Origin of the sequence: Flavobacterium sp. (assembly GCF_040402895.1) — a bacterium.
Lineage (GTDB): Bacteria > Bacteroidota > Bacteroidia > Flavobacteriales > Flavobacteriaceae > Flavobacterium.
The window spans coordinates 1-17,848 of the sequence record NZ_JBBALR010000011.1 but is presented as its reverse complement, the minus strand read 5'-3'; the positions used below and the strand labels follow the sequence as shown (position 1 = coordinate 17,848).

The 17,848-nt window shown below is 31.6% G+C and carries 14 protein-coding genes; 6 read left to right on the top strand and 8 right to left on the bottom strand.

The window, feature by feature from the left end:
- The 4 genes from ABWP60_RS09065 to pyrF form a co-directional block, all read right to left on the bottom strand.
- Positions 1 to 3,425 (bottom strand): methylmalonyl-CoA mutase family protein (locus tag ABWP60_RS09065; protein ID WP_353151587.1); only part of this gene is annotated, 3,425 nt, incomplete at its 3' end.
- Positions 3,426 to 3,723: 298 nt separating this feature from the next.
- The gene (locus ABWP60_RS09060; RefSeq protein WP_353151584.1) at positions 3,724 to 4,539 is read right to left on the bottom strand and encodes an alpha/beta fold hydrolase; all 816 of its coding nucleotides are present in this window, start codon (positions 4,537 to 4,539) and stop codon (positions 3,724 to 3,726) included.
- Between the two features lie 2 nt (positions 4,540 to 4,541).
- Positions 4,542 to 5,372, bottom strand: a complete 831-nt coding sequence (locus tag ABWP60_RS09055) for an ABC transporter substrate-binding protein (RefSeq protein WP_353151581.1) — start codon at positions 5,370 to 5,372, stop codon at positions 4,542 to 4,544.
- 55 nt (positions 5,373 to 5,427) lie between these two features.
- Positions 5,428 to 6,246, bottom strand: a complete 819-nt coding sequence (gene pyrF, locus ABWP60_RS09050; protein WP_353151578.1) for an orotidine-5'-phosphate decarboxylase — start codon at positions 6,244 to 6,246, stop codon at positions 5,428 to 5,430.
- Between the two features lie 178 nt (positions 6,247 to 6,424).
- Here pyrF and ABWP60_RS09045 point away from each other — a divergent pair, with 178 nt between their 5' ends.
- From ABWP60_RS09045 to can, 4 genes are all read left to right on the top strand, one after another.
- The gene (locus ABWP60_RS09045) at positions 6,425 to 6,682 is read left to right on the top strand and encodes a hypothetical protein (RefSeq protein WP_353151575.1); all 258 of its coding nucleotides are present in this window, start codon (positions 6,425 to 6,427) and stop codon (positions 6,680 to 6,682) included.
- Between the two features lie 65 nt (positions 6,683 to 6,747).
- Positions 6,748 to 8,403 carry a SulP family inorganic anion transporter gene (locus ABWP60_RS09040; protein ID WP_353151572.1) on the top strand — a complete coding sequence of 552 codons (1,656 nt, stop codon included), beginning with the start codon at positions 6,748 to 6,750 and terminating at the stop codon, positions 8,401 to 8,403.
- An 11-nt stretch (positions 8,404 to 8,414) separates the two neighbouring features.
- The gene (locus tag ABWP60_RS09035; RefSeq protein WP_353151569.1) at positions 8,415 to 9,098 is read left to right on the top strand and encodes a carbonic anhydrase family protein; all 684 of its coding nucleotides are present in this window, start codon (positions 8,415 to 8,417) and stop codon (positions 9,096 to 9,098) included.
- Between the two features lie 125 nt (positions 9,099 to 9,223).
- Positions 9,224 to 9,859, top strand: coding sequence for a carbonate dehydratase (gene can / locus ABWP60_RS09030; RefSeq protein ID WP_353151566.1), 636 nt, complete (start codon positions 9,224 to 9,226; stop codon positions 9,857 to 9,859).
- Here the strand turns inward: can and ABWP60_RS09025 are convergent.
- Entirely contained in the window at positions 9,856 to 11,046 is a 1,191-nt protein-coding gene (locus ABWP60_RS09025) for an LETM1-related biofilm-associated protein (protein ID WP_353151563.1), read from the bottom strand. The genes can and ABWP60_RS09025 overlap by 4 nt on opposite strands.
- Complete coding sequence (locus ABWP60_RS09020) at positions 11,036 to 12,097, bottom strand: DUF3810 domain-containing protein (protein ID WP_353151560.1); 1,062 nt, start codon at positions 12,095 to 12,097, stop codon at positions 11,036 to 11,038. The genes ABWP60_RS09025 and ABWP60_RS09020 overlap by 11 nt, the downstream gene beginning before the upstream one ends.
- A gap of 115 nt (positions 12,098 to 12,212) precedes the next feature.
- Here ABWP60_RS09020 and ABWP60_RS09015 point away from each other — a divergent pair, with 115 nt between their 5' ends.
- On the top strand, positions 12,213 to 13,679 hold the full coding sequence (locus ABWP60_RS09015; RefSeq protein ID WP_353151557.1) for an aminoacyl-histidine dipeptidase: 1,467 nt from the start codon (positions 12,213 to 12,215) through the stop codon (positions 13,677 to 13,679).
- 57 nt (positions 13,680 to 13,736) lie between these two features.
- On the opposite strand, the gene carB is transcribed toward ABWP60_RS09015, so the two are convergent.
- Together carB and rpmH are read right to left on the bottom strand one after the other, a co-directional pair.
- Positions 13,737 to 16,592 carry a carbamoyl-phosphate synthase large subunit gene (gene carB / locus ABWP60_RS09010; RefSeq protein WP_353151554.1) on the bottom strand — a complete coding sequence of 952 codons (2,856 nt, stop codon included), beginning with the start codon at positions 16,590 to 16,592 and terminating at the stop codon, positions 13,737 to 13,739.
- 100 nt (positions 16,593 to 16,692) lie between these two features.
- On the bottom strand, positions 16,693 to 16,854 hold the full coding sequence (rpmH, locus tag ABWP60_RS09005; protein WP_091315350.1) for a 50S ribosomal protein L34: 162 nt from the start codon (positions 16,852 to 16,854) through the stop codon (positions 16,693 to 16,695).
- 149 nt (positions 16,855 to 17,003) lie between these two features.
- Between rpmH and ABWP60_RS09000 the strand changes: the two genes are divergently transcribed.
- A complete protein-coding gene (locus ABWP60_RS09000; protein ID WP_353151551.1) occupies positions 17,004 to 17,522 on the top strand; it encodes a DUF2892 domain-containing protein in 519 nt (172 codons plus the stop codon).
- The last annotated feature ends 326 nt before the right edge of the window (positions 17,523 to 17,848 follow it).

The following is a 17,848-nucleotide window of genomic DNA, read 5'->3' as shown; positions in this document are numbered from 1 at the left end:
TACATATTACGTCGATATTGTCCCCCAACCTCAAACAACGCACTGGTAATTTGACCTAACGAACACATTTTTGTAGCTTCCATTAATTTCTCAAAAATATTTTGATTATTGATGGCGGCGTCTTGAATACTATTCAATTGTTCAATTACTTTTTCAGCACCAGATTGATGTAGGTTATATAACATATCAATTTGATATTTTTTCTCTTCTTCTGTTGCACGTATGACTTCCGCCGGAATAACCGTAGGCGAACCTTTTGAACTTAAGAAGGTATTTACTCCAATAATTGGAAATTCACCTGTGTGTTTTAAGGTTTCGTAATACAAACTTTCCTCTTGTATTTTCGAACGTTGGTACATGGTTTCCATCGCTCCCAATACACCGCCACGTTCAGTAATTCGGTCAAATTCTTGTAAAACAGCGTCTTCCACTAAATCCGTTAATTCTTCAATAATAAATGACCCTTGAATTGGGTTTTCGTTTTTCGCTAAACCTAATTCTTTGTTAATAATCAATTGAATCGCCATGGCTCTACGCACTGATTCTTCTGTGGGTGTGGTTATTGCTTCATCGTACGCATTGGTGTGCAACGAATTACAATTATCATAAATCGCATACAACGCTTGTAAAGTGGTACGAATATCATTGAAATCAATTTCTTGTGCATGCAACGAACGACCCGAAGTTTGAATATGGTATTTCAACATTTGTGCTCTTTCGTTGGCTCCATATTTGTTTTTCATGGCTTTCGCCCAAATTTTACGAGCCACGCGACCAATAACGGCATATTCAGGATCCACTCCATTTGAGAAAAAGAACGATAAATTCGGACCAAAATCATTGATATCCATTCCTCTACTCAAATAGTATTCTACATAGGTAAAACCATTCGCCAACGTAAATGCTAATTGGGTAATTGGGTTCGCTCCTGCCTCTGCAATATGATATCCAGAAATAGAAACGGAATAAAAATTACGCACATTTTGCTTGATAAAATATTCTTGCACATCACCCATTAATCGTAAGGCAAATTCAGTGGAGAAAATACACGTATTTTGTGCTTGATCTTCTTTTAAAATATCGGCTTGCACGGTTCCGCGAACTTGTGATAAGGTTTTAACTTTGATATCATTATAAATATCCGAAGGCAAAACTTGATCACCAGTTACCCCTAACAACATTAATCCCAAACCATTGTTTCCTTCTGGTAAAGAACCTTGGTAACTTGGACGAGCTACACCTTTTTTCTTATAGATATCGTTGATTTTAGCTTCAACTTCTACTTGTAAACCATTTTCAATAATGTATTTTTCACAATTTTGATCAATAGCCGCATTCATAAAAAATCCTAACAACATAGGCGCTGGTCCATTAATTGTCATGGAAACAGAGGTCATTGGATGACTCAAATCGAATCCTGAATACAATTTTTTAGCATCGTCTAAACAACAAATTGAAACTCCTGCATTTCCTATTTTTCCATAAATATCAGGACGAATATGTGGATCATTTCCGTACAAAGTCACCGAATCAAATGCGGTTGATAAACGTTTTGCAGGCAATCCGGCAGACACATAATGGAAACGCTTATTGGTGCGTTCTGGACCGCCTTCTCCTGCGAACATTCTACTTGGGTCTTCGCCTTCTCTTTTAAATGGGTATAAACCAGACGCAAAAGGAAATTCGCCAGGAACGTTTTCTTGTAAATTCCATTTTAAAATATCGCCCCAGGCTTGGTATTTTGGCAAGGCTACTTTTGGAATTTGCGAATGCGATAACGATTCGGTATGCGTAGCTATTTTAATTTCTTTATCACGAACTTTAAAACTGTAGACCGGATTTTTGTATTTGTTTACTTTTTCATCCCAAGTTAAAATGATTTCCCAATTGTAAGGATCTAAGTTCATTTTTACACGATCGAATTCTTTAGTCAATAATGAAACGAAATCTTTGTTATCCGCATTTATTCTTAAAGAATCTTCAACAATTCCTGCTTTATCTAATTGAGGTAAATTTCCGTTAACTGATTCCACAGTTTTAAAAATCCCATATAATTTTTGCGCTACTTCGACTTGTGAAAGTGCGGTTTCATCGTATTTTCTATTGTTTTCTGCAATTTCAGATAAATAACGGGTTCTGTGCGGTGGAATAACGAATATTTTTTCGCTCATTTCACGGGTGATTTCAAAAGTCGATTCTAAATCGGCTCCCGTTTTTTCTACAATCTTATCCATAATCGATTTGTAGAGCGTGTTCATCCCTGGATCGTTGAACTGTGATGCAATCGTTCCGAAAATGGGCATAGTATTCGTATCAACATCCCACAAATTATGATTGCGTTGGTATTGTTTTTTTACATCTCGAATCGCATCTAAGGCACCACGTTTGTCAAATTTATTTAAGGCTACTAAATCAGCAAAATCCAACATATCGATTTTTTCTAATTGCGTGGCTGCACCAAATTCTGGCGTCATAACATATAACGAAACATCCGAATGATCCATAATTTCTGTATCGGATTGACCAATTCCAGACGTTTCTAGTATAATGATATCGTATTTAGCTGCTTTTAAAACCTGAATGGCCTCAGCTACATATTTTGATAAGGCTAAATTCGATTGACGAGTGGCCAACGAACGCATGTAAACACGAGAATTATTAATCGCATTCATACGAATTCTATCCCCTAATAAGGCTCCACCTGTTTTACGTTTTGAAGGGTCAACCGAAATTAATCCGATTGTTTTTTCTGGAAAATCAATTAAGAAACGTCGAACCAATTCATCAACTAAAGAAGATTTTCCTGCACCACCCGTTCCGGTAATTCCTAAAACTGGAATTTTAGACGTTTCGTTCTTTTGGTGAATTTGATCAAAAACGGATTTAGCAATTTCTGGAAAATTTTCAGCTGCAGAAATTAATCGGGCAATAGCTGTTGGATTTTTTTCTTCTATGTGCGATAATTCTCCAGTTAATTTATCTCCAATTGGATAATCCGAACGTTGTACTAAATCATTAATCATGCCTTGCAATCCCATGGCTCTTCCATCATCTGGCGAATAAATTCTTTCGATGCCGTATGCATGAAGTTCTGCTATTTCTGATGGTAAAATTACACCGCCGCCGCCGCCAAATATTTTAATATGCCCAGCTCCTTTTTCCTTAAGTAAATCGTACATGTATTTAAAATACTCATTGTGACCCCCTTGGTAAGAGGTCATTGCAATCGCATTAGCATCTTCCTGAATAGCGGTATTCACAACTTCTTCCACACTTCTGTCATGACCAAGATGAATCACCTCAACACCTGTAGCTTGAATAATTCTACGCATAATGTTTATGGCTGCATCGTGTCCGTCAAAAAGTGATGCTGCTGTTACAATTCTTACTTTATTGACAGGTATATAAGGTATTTGTGGTTCCATTTTTGAATATTAATCGATTTTAAGGCTGCAATTTACGAATTTAATAATTTTTATTTCTAATTTATAGAAGTAAAAAATCAACAAAAATTTAAAATAATTTTTTTATTAGAAAAAATAAAATGTAATGAATTAAAATTAAAAAACAGAATTATTTATTAACCAAAATTCTAATTAGTTGAAGCAATTATTTAGAAATTTAACATGTAATACGATAACTATAACAAAAACTTAACAGTTTTAACTAACTAATATTCTGATATTTGCAACAAATAAATAGTTTTTTAAGGTTAGTTTTTAGTTAAGAAACAACTGGAATTGAGGTTTCAGTTGTTTTTTTATGCCTTTTTTGGTTTTTTATATATTGAATTACTTCCGAATTAAATATTTCCCACTTTTCTACGTTTACTACGTGACCACAGTTTTCAAAAACAACTAATTGGGAAGTTTTAAAATGACTTTCCACAACTTTTCTTACAGAAGGTAGAAACATATAATCTTCGTTACCCATTACATATAAAGTTGGTACTTGCAATTCCACTTGACGAAACCATTTTAAAATAGGATTAATTTCTGCTGTTAGTCTAAACCATTTAATAAATTCTTTTTGATACAATTTTTTTGCTTCATTAATGAATAACAAACGTGATTGTTTATGATTTTTGTTTGGCATAATTACAAATGCAAAAAAACGATACAAAACCAAATACGGTAAAACATATTTAAATGTATTTCCTAACCGCATTAAAATTTGGGAGCGAAAATTCATTTTCAAAATCGCGCCGCCCATAATCATGCTTTCCACTCTGTTTTCGTGCATTTCTGCAAATTGTCGGATTACGATTGTCCCTAAAGAAATACCTATAAAATGGGATTTTTCGATGTTTAAATGATTTAAAACCTCCAAAACATCATTTGCAATAGCTTCAAATGTGTATTTTTTTGTGATTTTTTCTTTTGAATTGCCATGACCACGTAAATCTAATAACAAAACATTAAAATGAGTTTTGAATTCTTTTATTTGTTTAAACCAAATAGAGGAGCTGCCTCCCGCACCATGAACAAATGTTACCCATTCGGTTGAATTTTTGTTTTCGTATGTGGTGTAAGCTATCATTTTTATTTGTAAATGTATAGCTTTTCTTGTAACAAAGTGAAATAATCGAAAGCTTTAACTAAGCGAGTTCCATACCAAGAAAACATTTCGCCATCCACAAAAATAGTTTTTGCGTGGTGCGTATGTCTTCCTAACTCGAAAGCGTGTTCATCGGTAAATGGAAAAGGTTCGGAAGATAAAAACACAAAATCAGGATCCCCTTGAATTCGCATTTTATTTATGACTACTTCTGGATATCTTCCTTCATATTTTGGATTTGTATCGTAGATATTTTCTAATCCATTCATTTTGAGCATCTCATTTATAAATGTATTGCCAGCAGCAACCATGTAGGGATTTGCCCAAATAAAATACGCTACTTTTTGTTTGGCATTTTCTTCAAATTTAGATGCAACAAGCGTTTGAAATTTTTGATATCCGAAGTTGATTTTATCAATCCATTTTTGCGCATTGGTTCGTTTATTAAACAAATTACCAAAATCTTCAATCATTTTATTATTGTCGGCAATCGTAACAATATCAGTTACCCAAACAGGACAAATAGTTCTTAATTGCTCGACAATTTCTTGGGTATTTTCTTCTTTATTGGCAATAATTATATCGGGTTGTAAGGCTTTTATTTTATCGAATTTAATATTTTTCGTACCACCAATAATTTCTTTAGTGGATTTAAAATGAAACGGATGCACACAAAACTTAGTAATTCCGACGATTTCATCTTCCAAACCCAAATCGTAAAGCAATTCCGTTTGTGATGGCACTAAAGAAATAATTCTCTTTGGTGTGTTTTCAAAAGTGTGAATGGTGCCAAGTTGATCGGTGAATTGTTTCATATTATTTGGTGAAGGGTTCTCGGTTTTGGAATTATTCTATAAAAAATAAAACTTTTTACTTTTTACTCAAAATAATTTCCATTTCTTCTTGTAACTTCAAAGCTTCTTCCCTAGCCTTTTCAGCAAAATCAGTTCCGTTTGATGCGTAAATTATACCTCTTGAAGAATTAATTAGCAAACCAACATTTTCATTCATTCCGTATTTGCAAACTTCGGCTAAACTTCCGCCTTGAGCTCCCACACCTGGTACTAATAAGAAACTATTTGGTACAATTTTTCTAATTCCGGTAAAATATTCTGCTTTTGTAGCCCCTACAACATACATTAAATTGTCACTATTTTTCCAATTTTTAGACGTTTCTAAAACCGTTTTATACAATTCTTGCCCGTTAGTATTTAATGTTTGAAAATCGAAAGCGCCTTCGTTTGAAGTTAAAGCCAACATAATGGTATGTTTGTTTTCAAAAGCCAAAAAGGGTTCTACAGAATCTTTTCCCATATAGGGTGCAACAGTAACTGAATCAAAATTTAAATCTTCAAAAAAAGCTTTGGCATACATGGTCGAGGTATTTCCAATATCGCCTCGTTTTGCATCGGCAATTGTGAAAATATTGGGATAGTTATTATTTATATAATCGATTGTTTTCTGTAACGATTGCCAACCTTTGATACCATAAGCTTCATAAAATGCAGTATTTGGTTTGTACGAAACACATACATCGTGCGTAGCATCAATGATCGCTTTATTAAATTCGAAAATTGGATCTTCTGTTGTTAATAAATGGGTTGGAATTTTAGTCAAATCTACATCTAAACCAATACATAAAAATGATTTTTTAAGTCGGATTTGTTCAATAAGTTGTGGTGTTGTCATTTTATTAGTTTTGTGTTTACAAAAGTATAAATAATTTATTGAGATGTTACAAACCTGCAATATGTTTTATTGAATAATGAAATCAATTACATAATAATTACTTATATTTGCTATAAATTTATTTAATACATTGAAAATCATAGCACAAATAGTAATTTTTATTTTCATAACATCTTTAATGAAACCATCTTTTAATTGGTTTGTTAAGGATACTGAAAAATGTTATTCCTATTGTGATTTAGAAAAAGACACCGATAATTCTGAAGAAAAAGAATTGGAAAAAAACGAATTTGATTTTTTTGACAAAATAATATTTACAGAAAAAATTTACTTCATATCATTATTTAATTATGATAGTATCAATTTATTTCATTTTCTAAACAATCATAATTCCCAATTCAAAGAAATTTTTTCTCCACCACCAGAATTAGTTTAATATATATTCATTTATCGATGTTGCATTCAACATCAAAGAATAATTTATTAAATTTATATTTTGGTATGTCAAAAAAAATCAATCTTTTTTCAAACCTTAAATCTGATTTTGCTTCAGGTTTAGTAGTTTTTCTAGTGGCTTTGCCACTATGTCTCGGTATTGCATTAGCAAGCGGAGCACCTTTGTTTTCAGGTATTATTTCGGGTATTGTAGGCGGTGTAATTGTTGGTTACTTAAGCCAATCTCATTTAAGTGTTTCTGGTCCAGCAGCGGGTTTAACTGCAATAGTTTTATCAGCCATAACCGATTTAGGTTCATTTAACATTTTTCTTTTAGCTGTTTTACTTGCAGGATTAATTCAGTTAGCTCTTGGTTTTATTAAAGCCGGAAGTATTTCAAACTATTTTCCAAATAATGTTATTGAAGGCATGTTGGCTGGAATTGGAGTAATAATAATATTGAAACAAATTCCTCACGCATTTGGTTATGATCCAGATTTTGAAGGTGATGAATCTTTTTTTCAACCAGATGGCCAAAATACTTTTTCAGAAATTTTCAATATATTTGATCATGTTCAATTGGGTTCGATTGTTATAGCTGTAATTTCGTTAGCCATATTAATTTTATGGAATAAAGTTGAGTTTTTAAAGAAGGTAAAACTAATTCCACCTGCTTTAGTAGCAGTTATTGTGAGTATTTTATTAAATGAGTTTTTTATCCAATCAGGAAGTAATTTAGCTATCGCAAAAGAGCATTTGGTTAGTTTACCTATTCCAACTTCTTTGGAAGAATTCAAAAATATCATTGTAACTCCAGATTTCAGTGCAATCTCAAATTCAAAAGTTTGGATTGTTGCCATAACTATTGCTGTCGTAGCTTCAATTGAAACTTTATTATGCATCGAAGCTTCCGACAGAATGGATGCCCAAAAAAGATATACCAACACTAATGTAGAATTAAAAGCACAAGGAATAGGTAATATTTTAAGTTCACTTTTAGGCGGTTTGCCAATGACTTCTGTAGTAGTTAGAACCACGGCTAATAATACGGCTGGAGCAAAATCAAAAATGTCAGCTATAATTCATGGCGTACTTTTGTTAGTGAGTGTTTTAGCAATCCCATCCATATTGAATAAAATTCCGTTAGCAACATTAGCCGCGGTTTTATTATTAGTGGGTTATAAATTGGCTAATCCTTCAACAATTAAGCATTTTTGGGAAAAAGGAAAATATCAATTTATCCCATTTATAGCTACTTTTGGTGCAGTAGTTTTTACTGATTTATTAAAAGGTGTTGCTTTAGGAATGATTATTAGCATAATATTTGTTTTGAAGGGAAATATGAAACGTGCCTATCATTTCAGAAAAGAAGAATATCATGATGGCGATATTATTCATATCGATTTAGCGCAAGAAGTTTCGTTTTTAAATAAAGCTGCCATAAAAACAACATTATCTGAAATTCCAGAAAATTCCAAAGTAATCATCAATGCCTCTGATACTGTTTATATCGCACATGATGTATTAGATCTGATAAAAGAATTTAAAAAGATCCGAGCAAAAGATGAAAATATTAATGTAACACTTGTTGGTTTTAAAAAGGTATATGAGTTGGAAAATTCTGATGGATTTAAAAATACTGTATCATTTGAGAACCAATACGATGCTATGAAACGAAAAATAATACCAGTTGAAATTAACAAAACAGATATAATAGAATAAATATATATATTATGAAAACATTAAATAAAGAATTACAAGCTTCAATTACACCAAGAAAAGCCTTAGAAATACTTAAAGAAGGAAATTCAAGATTTATACAAAATTTAAAAGCGCATCGAGACTTACTTGAACAAGCTAATGATACCAGAGATGGGCAGTGGCCTTTCGCAGTTATTTTGAGTTGCATTGATAGTCGAACATCTGCCGAGCTAATTTTTGATCAAGGATTGGGTGATATATTTTCAGTAAGAATTGCTGGAAATATTGTAAATACTGATATATTGGGAAGTATGGAGTTTGCTTGTAAAGTAGCAGGTTCTAAATTAATTGTGGTTTTAGGTCATAGTAAATGTGGTGCAGTAAAGGGTGCTTGTGACCATGTTGAAATGGGAAATCTAACTGAACTTTTGTCTAAAATTCAGCCAGCGGTTTATCAAGAAAAACAAACATTAACTAACAGAACTGCAGGTAATTTAACTTTTGTTGAAAATGTTGCCGAGATAAATGTAAAAAGAAATGTGAAGAATATTATTGAAAGAAGTTATATTTTAGAGCAGATGGTAGAAAATGGCGAAATAGGTATTATAGGAGCTATGCATGATTTAGAGACAGGTAATGTAACATTTTATCACGATGTGGAGTTTATTAAAGATGAACATAATCCGAATTTCTCTGTTGCTGCTCTTCGATATTAAATTTTATTTTTATTTTATTGAAACGAACAAGATCAATTGTGATTAATGAATATTAATTTTTATATATTTGAATTCTTAGTAAAATTTAATTTTTTCAAATTAATCTGATTACGAAAACATAAACTATGAGCGATTTTTATAAAAAAATATTAGAAAATAACAAGAAATGGGTTGAAAGTCAATTAGCCTACGATGCAGATTATTTTAAAGATTTATCAAAAGGCCAAAATCCTCCTTTGTTATGGATAGGATGTTCAGATAGTAGAGTGCCAGCAAATGAAATCATTGGCGCAAAACCTGGTGAAGTTTTTGTTCACAGAAATATCGCTAACATGGTTGTTCATAGCGATATGAATATGTTAAGTGTTTTAGATTATGCAGTAAATGTTTTAAAAGTTAAGCATGTGATTGTGTGTGGTCATTACGGCTGTGGTGGTGTTAAAGCTGCTATGGGTAATGACTCTATCGGAATTATTGATAATTGGATTCGTCACATAAAAGATGTTTATCGTTTACACAACGAATATTTAGATTCTATTGACAATGACAATGACAGATTTAATACTTTTGTTGAACTTAATGTAAAAGAACAGGTATTTGACTTATCGAAAACTTCAATAGTGCAAGCAGCTTGGAAGAAAGGTCAAGATTTAACCTTACATGGTTGGGCCTACGGATTAAATTCAGGATATGTAACGGATTTAAATGTGAATATGAGTTCAAATAAAGATTTGGATGATGTATATCAACTAAAATTCTAATCGTTTAAATTTTCGTTAAATGCTGAAGGTAATAACTGTGGTATAAACTTAATTAAAATAGGCAATAATAAACCACCACCTGGAAGTAAAAAAATAGTAAGCGACGGAATGCTTTTGCAGATGTCCAATAACTGTTTTTTTACTTTCTTTTTTTCTTCAAAACTTAATTCATTTTGAGTGGATTTTCCTAATAATTTTACCAATTCTTTACTTTCAGAAAGTTCCTTAAGTAACCTAGTTTTATTTCTGCTTACTAACTTTGCAATGTTATCTTGCGTGTTGGTATAAAATTGTTTTACTGGATGATTTAAATTATAAAAAGGCAAACTTTTTTTATGTTTATTTATAAAATTAACTAATTCATAATCAATGTTTTGATTATTTTTATTTAAACTTAATTTTAAAACTAAATCAGAAAGAAAAACTTGTTCGTAATCATAGACTATGCCATCACTTAAAAGTGTCATATGAGCGATTTCATACAAATACAAACTTTCTAATTCAGAACGATTTCCTTCAAAAACAACATCAATAATTTCGTTACTTTTTACTTTAGAAACTTTTGAATATCGTAAGGAATTTTCAAACATTTTTAACAATATTATATCATACTCTGATTTATGTTTTTTTACATTTAATGAAAACATAATTAACGCCAAACATTTACGTTCTAAATTCTTAAAAAAATCAAGTTCAATGGTGTTATGATTCAAATAATATTCAAATGCCAAAATATCAATATACAACATGGAATTGGTTACCAGATGGGTGAAATTTTTAGTAACAATATTATCGTTTGTTTGTAAACGTTCGTTGATAATACTTTCTAATTTTTGATAAGAATTCGCATGTGGCAAAACCATATTTAGAAAACTGAAATTCCCTTTAGATATTACTGCATAAAATTGAAATAAATCTTCAATAAACATTTGATAATCATCGTCTTTATTTTTTTTATATAATGCAAATAAAGTAGCTAAAAAACCAACTTTTACTTTTTCTTCATTATCCCATTTAGTATCATCTAAATTACTATCCAGATGATAGTTTACTACATAACCATAGATTAGTCCACTTTTCTGGCAAGATAAAAAAAATGACGCATCAGTTGTATAATCTGACACAGCAGTTCCATACTGATTTAGAAACTTGTCAATCCAACCGTTAATTGATGGGTTAATTTGCATGAATAATCTCGTGTTTTAAATCGTAATTAATTAACAATCCAATGAATTTGCTGTAACTTTCCATTCCATCTTTTTGTTGATTCATCTTTAAAAATGAATCGTAAATGTATTCAAAAAAAGTATCAATCCAGGAATGATAGTGTTTCCAAAAGGTTTTGTTTTCGTTAAAATTCTCTAGCACACCTTTGTTAATATAAGTTTTATAGGTAGCACTACTACCTTCTTCCATTATTTCTAAATTATATAAGCAATAATTCAATGCAAAAGCATAGGCCGAATATTGAAAATATACATCTTTATTTTGCGAAGCAGCTATAAATCCAATAAAATTACAATCACTTTCAGATGCAATTCCAGTTTGATGGGCCATTTCATGACAAATAGTTAACGGTGAAGAATATTTAGGTTTCAAATAATTTACCTGTGCTTCATTGGTAAATGGATTAAGATAACCCCCAAATCCCATATAACTTAATGGCAAACTAAAAATTGATGATTTGATACTTTTATGTTGGTATTGAATATGCGACAAAGGTTTAGGTAAATTATGATATCCGTTTGGTGCCATTTCATACATTTGTTGCTCCGAATAATTAAAAACTACTTTTTTATAATGTTCTTTTTCAATTTTAAGTTGTAACTGATTTGTTTTGGCGATTAATTTGAAGGTTAAATTTTGTAATTGTTCTTTAGTATACTCTTTTTCAATACCTATTTTTTCATGTAATGGAATTCGATAATAATTCAATCCCCACAAAAAGTGAAATAATAAATACAACATCGAAATAAAACCAAATATAGTCAAACCGTTTGATTTCCAATTTTTAAAGAATCCTATTCTATTGATAAATAACCATCTCAAAACAAGTAGTATCAAAACGACATAAGCAATATCACCAATAGAAATTGGAATCCAACCTAAAAGCAATCGACTAATCTTAGAAAGATACAAATACAAGCCATTACTATAATAGCGCTCTATGAAGTCTGGAAAAAGCGAGAGTACTTTGATCAGAATAATTTGAATAATAAAAAAGTATACCTGCTTCACAAAATGAATTTAAATTGTAAATATAACTACAATTTCATTTATTAAGAAATTAAACTTTGTAACTTTGTATGTCAAAAAAAATCTGAATAAGTAATATAAAAAAGACAATTCATAAATGAGTCAAGAAGTAAGAAATTTAGAACCAAAAGTGCTTTGGAACAAATTTGCCGATTTAAATGCCGTTCCACGTCCCTCTAAAAAAGAAGAACGCGTTATTGCATTTATGATGAAATTCGGTCAAGAACTAGGTTTAAACACCAGTAAAGACGAAGTAGGAAACGTAATTATAAAAAAACCTGCAACTGCTGGAATGGAAAATCGTAAAACCATAGTTATGCAATCGCATTTAGATATGGTGCATCAAAAAAATAATGATACGGATTTCGATTTCGATACACAAGGTATTGAAATGTATGTGGATGGAGAATGGGTTCGTGCCAAAGGAACCACTTTAGGTGCCGATAATGGTTTAGGTGTTGCCACAATAATGGCAATTTTAGAAAGTACCACAATTCCGCACCCTGCAATTGAAGCTTTATTTACAATAGATGAAGAAACAGGAATGACTGGTGCAATGGGATTAAAAGGTGGTTTATTAGAAGGTGAAATCCTTTTAAATTTAGATACTGAGGAAGACGATGAAATTGATATTGGTTGTGCAGGCGGTGTAGACGTTACTGCAGTTGCTGAATACGATGAAGAAGATACACCTGCGGAAGCTGTTGGATACACCATTACCGTAAAAGGTTTAAATGGCGGACATTCAGGTATGGACATTGACAAAGGATTAGGAAATGCCAACAAAATTATGAACCGTTTATTATTTAATGGTTTTGAAGATTTTGGCTTACAAATCTCAACTATTCATGGCGGAAGCTTACGTAATGCTATTCCTAGAGAAAGCGTTGCAGAAGTTGCCATTGCTCCTATTTACGATGAAGCATTAACATTTGATATGCAAGAAATTATCAATGAAATAAAAGCTGAGTTTAAAACTACAGAACCCAATTTAGAAATTGTAATCGAAAAATCAGCAACAACACCTACTAAAGTCATGCCGCCAATGGCTCAGTTTTACATGGTTCGATCCATTTATGCAGCACATAATGGCGTGTATAGAATGAGTGCCGATTTTGATAATTTAGTAGAAACCTCAAATAACATTGCAAAAATTACGGTAGCAAACGGTAAATTAACCGTACAATGTTTAACACGTTCTTCGGTAGAAACCTCAAAATTTGATTTAGCAAACGCTTTACGTTCCGCTTTCGAATTAATGGGTTGCGAAGTTACTTTTGGTGGTTCATATCCCGGTTGGACTCCAAATGCCAACTCAGAAATATTAGATGTCTTAACTTCAATTTACGAAAAACAAAACGGAACCAAACCACACGTAGTTGCTTGTCACGCAGGTTTAGAATGCGGAATTTTAGGAACCAATTATCCAGAAATGGATATGATTTCTTTCGGACCAACAATCAAAGGCGCACACAGCCCAGATGAAAGAGCTAATATTGCATCCGCTCAAAAATATTGGAAATTTGTATTAGAAATTTTAGAAAATATTCCAGTTAGAAAATAGTAAAAAATAAAATAGTAAAAATAAAAATCCCAATCTTTCGATTGGGATTTTTTTAATTTATTTAGTTAAATACATCTTTCTTCTGGCATACAAGTCATAAAATTGATCATCTTTTAAATCATCAATAAATAATATACTTTCGCCAGTTGATTTCATTTCTGGCCCTAAAGCTTTATTTACATTTGGAAACTTACTAAAAGAAAAAACCGGTTGTTTTATTGCATATCCTTTTAATTGCGGATTGAAAGTAAAATCGGTTACTTTGTTTTTTCCTAACATTACTTTAGTAGCATAATTCACATACGGCTCTCCATACGCTTTTGCAATAAAAGGGACCGTACGAGACGCTCTCGGATTGGCTTCAATGATATAAACAATATCGTCTTTTATTGCAAATTGAATATTTATCAATCCAACCGTTTTTAAAGCGACTGCAATTTTATGAGTATGATCTTTTATTTGTTGCATTACAAATTCACCTAAATTAAATGGAGGTAAAGTAGCATTACTATCACCAGAATGCACACCACATGGCTCAATATGCTCCATAATCCCAATAATATATACGTTCCCATCAGCATCGCAAATGGCATCAGCTTCAGCTTCAATAGCCCCATCTAAATAATGGTCTAATAAAAGTTTATTTCCAGGAATCGATTTTAATAAATCAATTACATGCTCTTCTAATTCTTGTTTATTGATTACAATTTTCATTCCTTGACCACCTAATACATAGGAAGGACGAACTAATAATGGGAAGTCTAACGTGTCAGCTAATTGCGAAGCTTCTTCAGCACTTTCAGCTATTCCAAATTGTGGAAACGGTATTTTTAATTCTGTTAATAAATCGGAGAATCTTCCTCTATCTTCTGCTAGGTCTAAAGCGTCAAATGATGTTCCTAAAATTTTAATTCCGTATTTCGATAGTTTTTCAGCTAATTTTAAAGCGGTTTGTCCACCTAATTGTACAATTACACCTTCTGGTTTTTCATGCTGAATAATATCATAAATATGTTCCCAAAAAACAGGTTCAAAATACAATTTATCAGCCGTATCAAAATCTGTGGAAACCGTTTCTGGATTACAGTTAATCATTATTGTTTCGTAACCACATTCTTTAGCAGCCAATACCCCGTGCACACAAGAATAATCAAACTCAATTCCTTGACCAATTCGATTTGGACCAGAACCTAAAACTACTACTTTTTTCTTATCTGTTACAATACTTTCATTATGAACGTATCTTGTTCCATCTGCTTTTTCAATTTCGGCCTCAAAAGTAGAATAATAATAAGGCGTTTGAGCTTTAAATTCTGCGGCGCAAGTATCTACTAATTTATAAACGCGTTGAATATTCATTTCGCCACGTAATTTGTGAACTTGACTTTCCAAACATCGCATCATATGAGCAATCTGTCGGTCTCCATATCCTTTTTGCTTGGCTTCTAATAATAATTCTTTAGGTAAAGTATCTACTTTGTATTTTGAAATTTCTTTCTCTAAATGAAATAATTCTTCATATTGCTTCAAAAACCACATGTCTATTTTGGTGATTTCATGAATTCTACTCAGTGGAATTCCCATCGCAATAGCGTCATAAATCACAAAAACTCTGTCCCAACTTGCATAGGTAAGTTTTTCAATAACTTGATCATAATTGGTATAACCCTTTCCGTCTGCTCCTAAGCCATTTCGCTTAATTTCAAGCGATTGTGTTGCTTTATGAAGCGCTTCTTGAAAGGAACGTCCAATTCCCATTACTTCTCCTACCGATTTCATTTGTAAACCTAAGGTTCTATCAGATCCTTCAAACTTATCAAAATTCCAACGTGGAATTTTTACAATTACATAATCTAAAGTAGGCTCAAATAAAGCGGAAGTTGATTTTGTAATTTGATTTTGCAATTCATCTAAATTATATCCTAATGCTAATTTCGATGCGATTTTTGCAATTGGATATCCAGTAGCTTTTGATGCTAATGCGGAAGAACGTGACACACGAGGATTAATTTCAATAGCTACGATGTCTTCTTTTTCATCTGGTGAAACGGCAAATTGCACATTACATCCACCTGCAAAATTTCCGATAGAGCGCATCATTAAAATAGCCATATCACGCATACGTTGAAACGTTGTGTCTGATAAAGTCATTGCAGGTGCAACTGTAATTGAATCACCAGTATGAATTCCCATCGGATCCATATTTTCAATGGTACAAATAATTACTACATTATCATTACTATCTCGTAATAATTCTAATTCATATTCTTTCCAACCCATTAAAGCTTTATCAATCAAAACTTCATGAATTGGTGATGCTTCTAAACCGTATGTTAATGCTGCATCAAAATCTTCTTTTTTATAAATAATAGCTGCACCTGTACCTCCTAAAGTAAATGAAGGTCTAATTACCAGAGGAAAACCAAACTCTTGCTCTATTTCTTTTCCTTTTAAGAAAGAGTTGGCAGTTTTAGCAGGCGCTTGAGGGATACCAATTTTATTTAATAAATTCTTAAATTGCTCCCTATCTTCAGTAATATTAATTGCATTTATATCTACTCCAATCAAATTAACATTAAAATCCTTCCAAATTCCTTTTTCATCTGCTTCTATACATAAATTCAAAGCAGTTTGACCTCCCATAGTGGGCAAAACAGCATCAATTTGAGGATGTGCTTTTAAAATTTCAATTATAGATTTAGTAGTCAATGGTTTCAAATACACATGATCAGCCATCGTAGGATCTGTCATGATGGTTGCTGGATTTGAATTGATTAAAATCACCTCAATTCCCTCCTCTTTTAAAGAGCGAGCGGATTGTGAACCGGCGTAATCAAATTCGCAAGCTTGTCCAATTACTATTGGTCCCGAACCAATAATTAAAACTGATTTTATTGTATTATCTTTTGGCATGTTTTGTAGTATTATTGTTGTTCGTAATTTAATGCAAATATAAAAAAAAGGTGCTACTATTAAAATAGTAACACCCTGATATTTTGATTAACTAATACCATTATTTTTTATGTCTTGGTTCACAAGATACAGTTAATTTATGTCTTCCTTTAGCTCTTCTTCGAGCAAGCACTTTTCTTCCGTTAGGAGATGACATTCTGTCCATGAAACCGTGCTTATTTCTTCTTTTTCTCTTTGATGGTTGAAATGTTCTCTTACTCATTGTTAGTATTTTTAAATTCTATATAATTCTTAATAATATGGCTTTCTTTAAACCGAGTGCAAATATACAAAGACTTTTTTCAAATACAAATACTTTTTTAAAATTATTTTTAATAGATTTTATTACCTTTGCAAACTAAACTAAATATCATGTTCAATAAAAACATAAAACTAATTACAGCCGCAGGATTAATATTATTTTCAATTTACTTATTCATTATAGGTGGTAATATCGGAAACGGAATATTTTTAATTCTATTATCAACCCTTTTTATCTTATTTTATTTTAAAAATGAATTAATTATATTATCATTTTTACAGCTAAGAAAACAAAATTTCGACGGTGCAAAAAAGTATTTAGATAAAATAAGTAATCCTGAAACAGCTTTGGTAAAAAAACAACAAGGCTATTATAACTATTTAAATGGATTAATGGTTTCTCAAACTAACTTAAATCAAGCAGAAAAATTCTTTAGAAAAGCAATTGAACTTGGTTTAAGCATGGATCAAGACTTAGCCTTAGCCAAACTTCAACTAGCAGGAATCGCAGCTTCAAAAAGAAGAAAAATTGAAGCAGAAAAATGGCTAAGTGAAGCAAAAAAATTAGACAAACACAATATGTTGAAAGATCAAATTGTAATGATGAAACAACAATTAAAAAGAATTTAATTTAAAGAGTCCTATTTGGACTCTTTTTTATATTATGACAATTATATTATTAAAAATTTAATAGTTTAAAATGATTGATATAAAAATTAAACATTTAACTCATCCAAGTAAATTTACGAAAACTTACTGCATATAGAAATTTTATATTACTTAACACTCACGATTTCTTGTGTTTCGTTGTCTCTTTTTTTTTGGGATATTTAAAACAAGGATACCACTACCCTTACTATTGCTTTAGTTTTCATAAAACATTTCCGGTAAACTAACTCAACAACACGCCGTACCTATAACAAAAAAAAGAGGCTATCTTTTCAGATAGCCTCTTA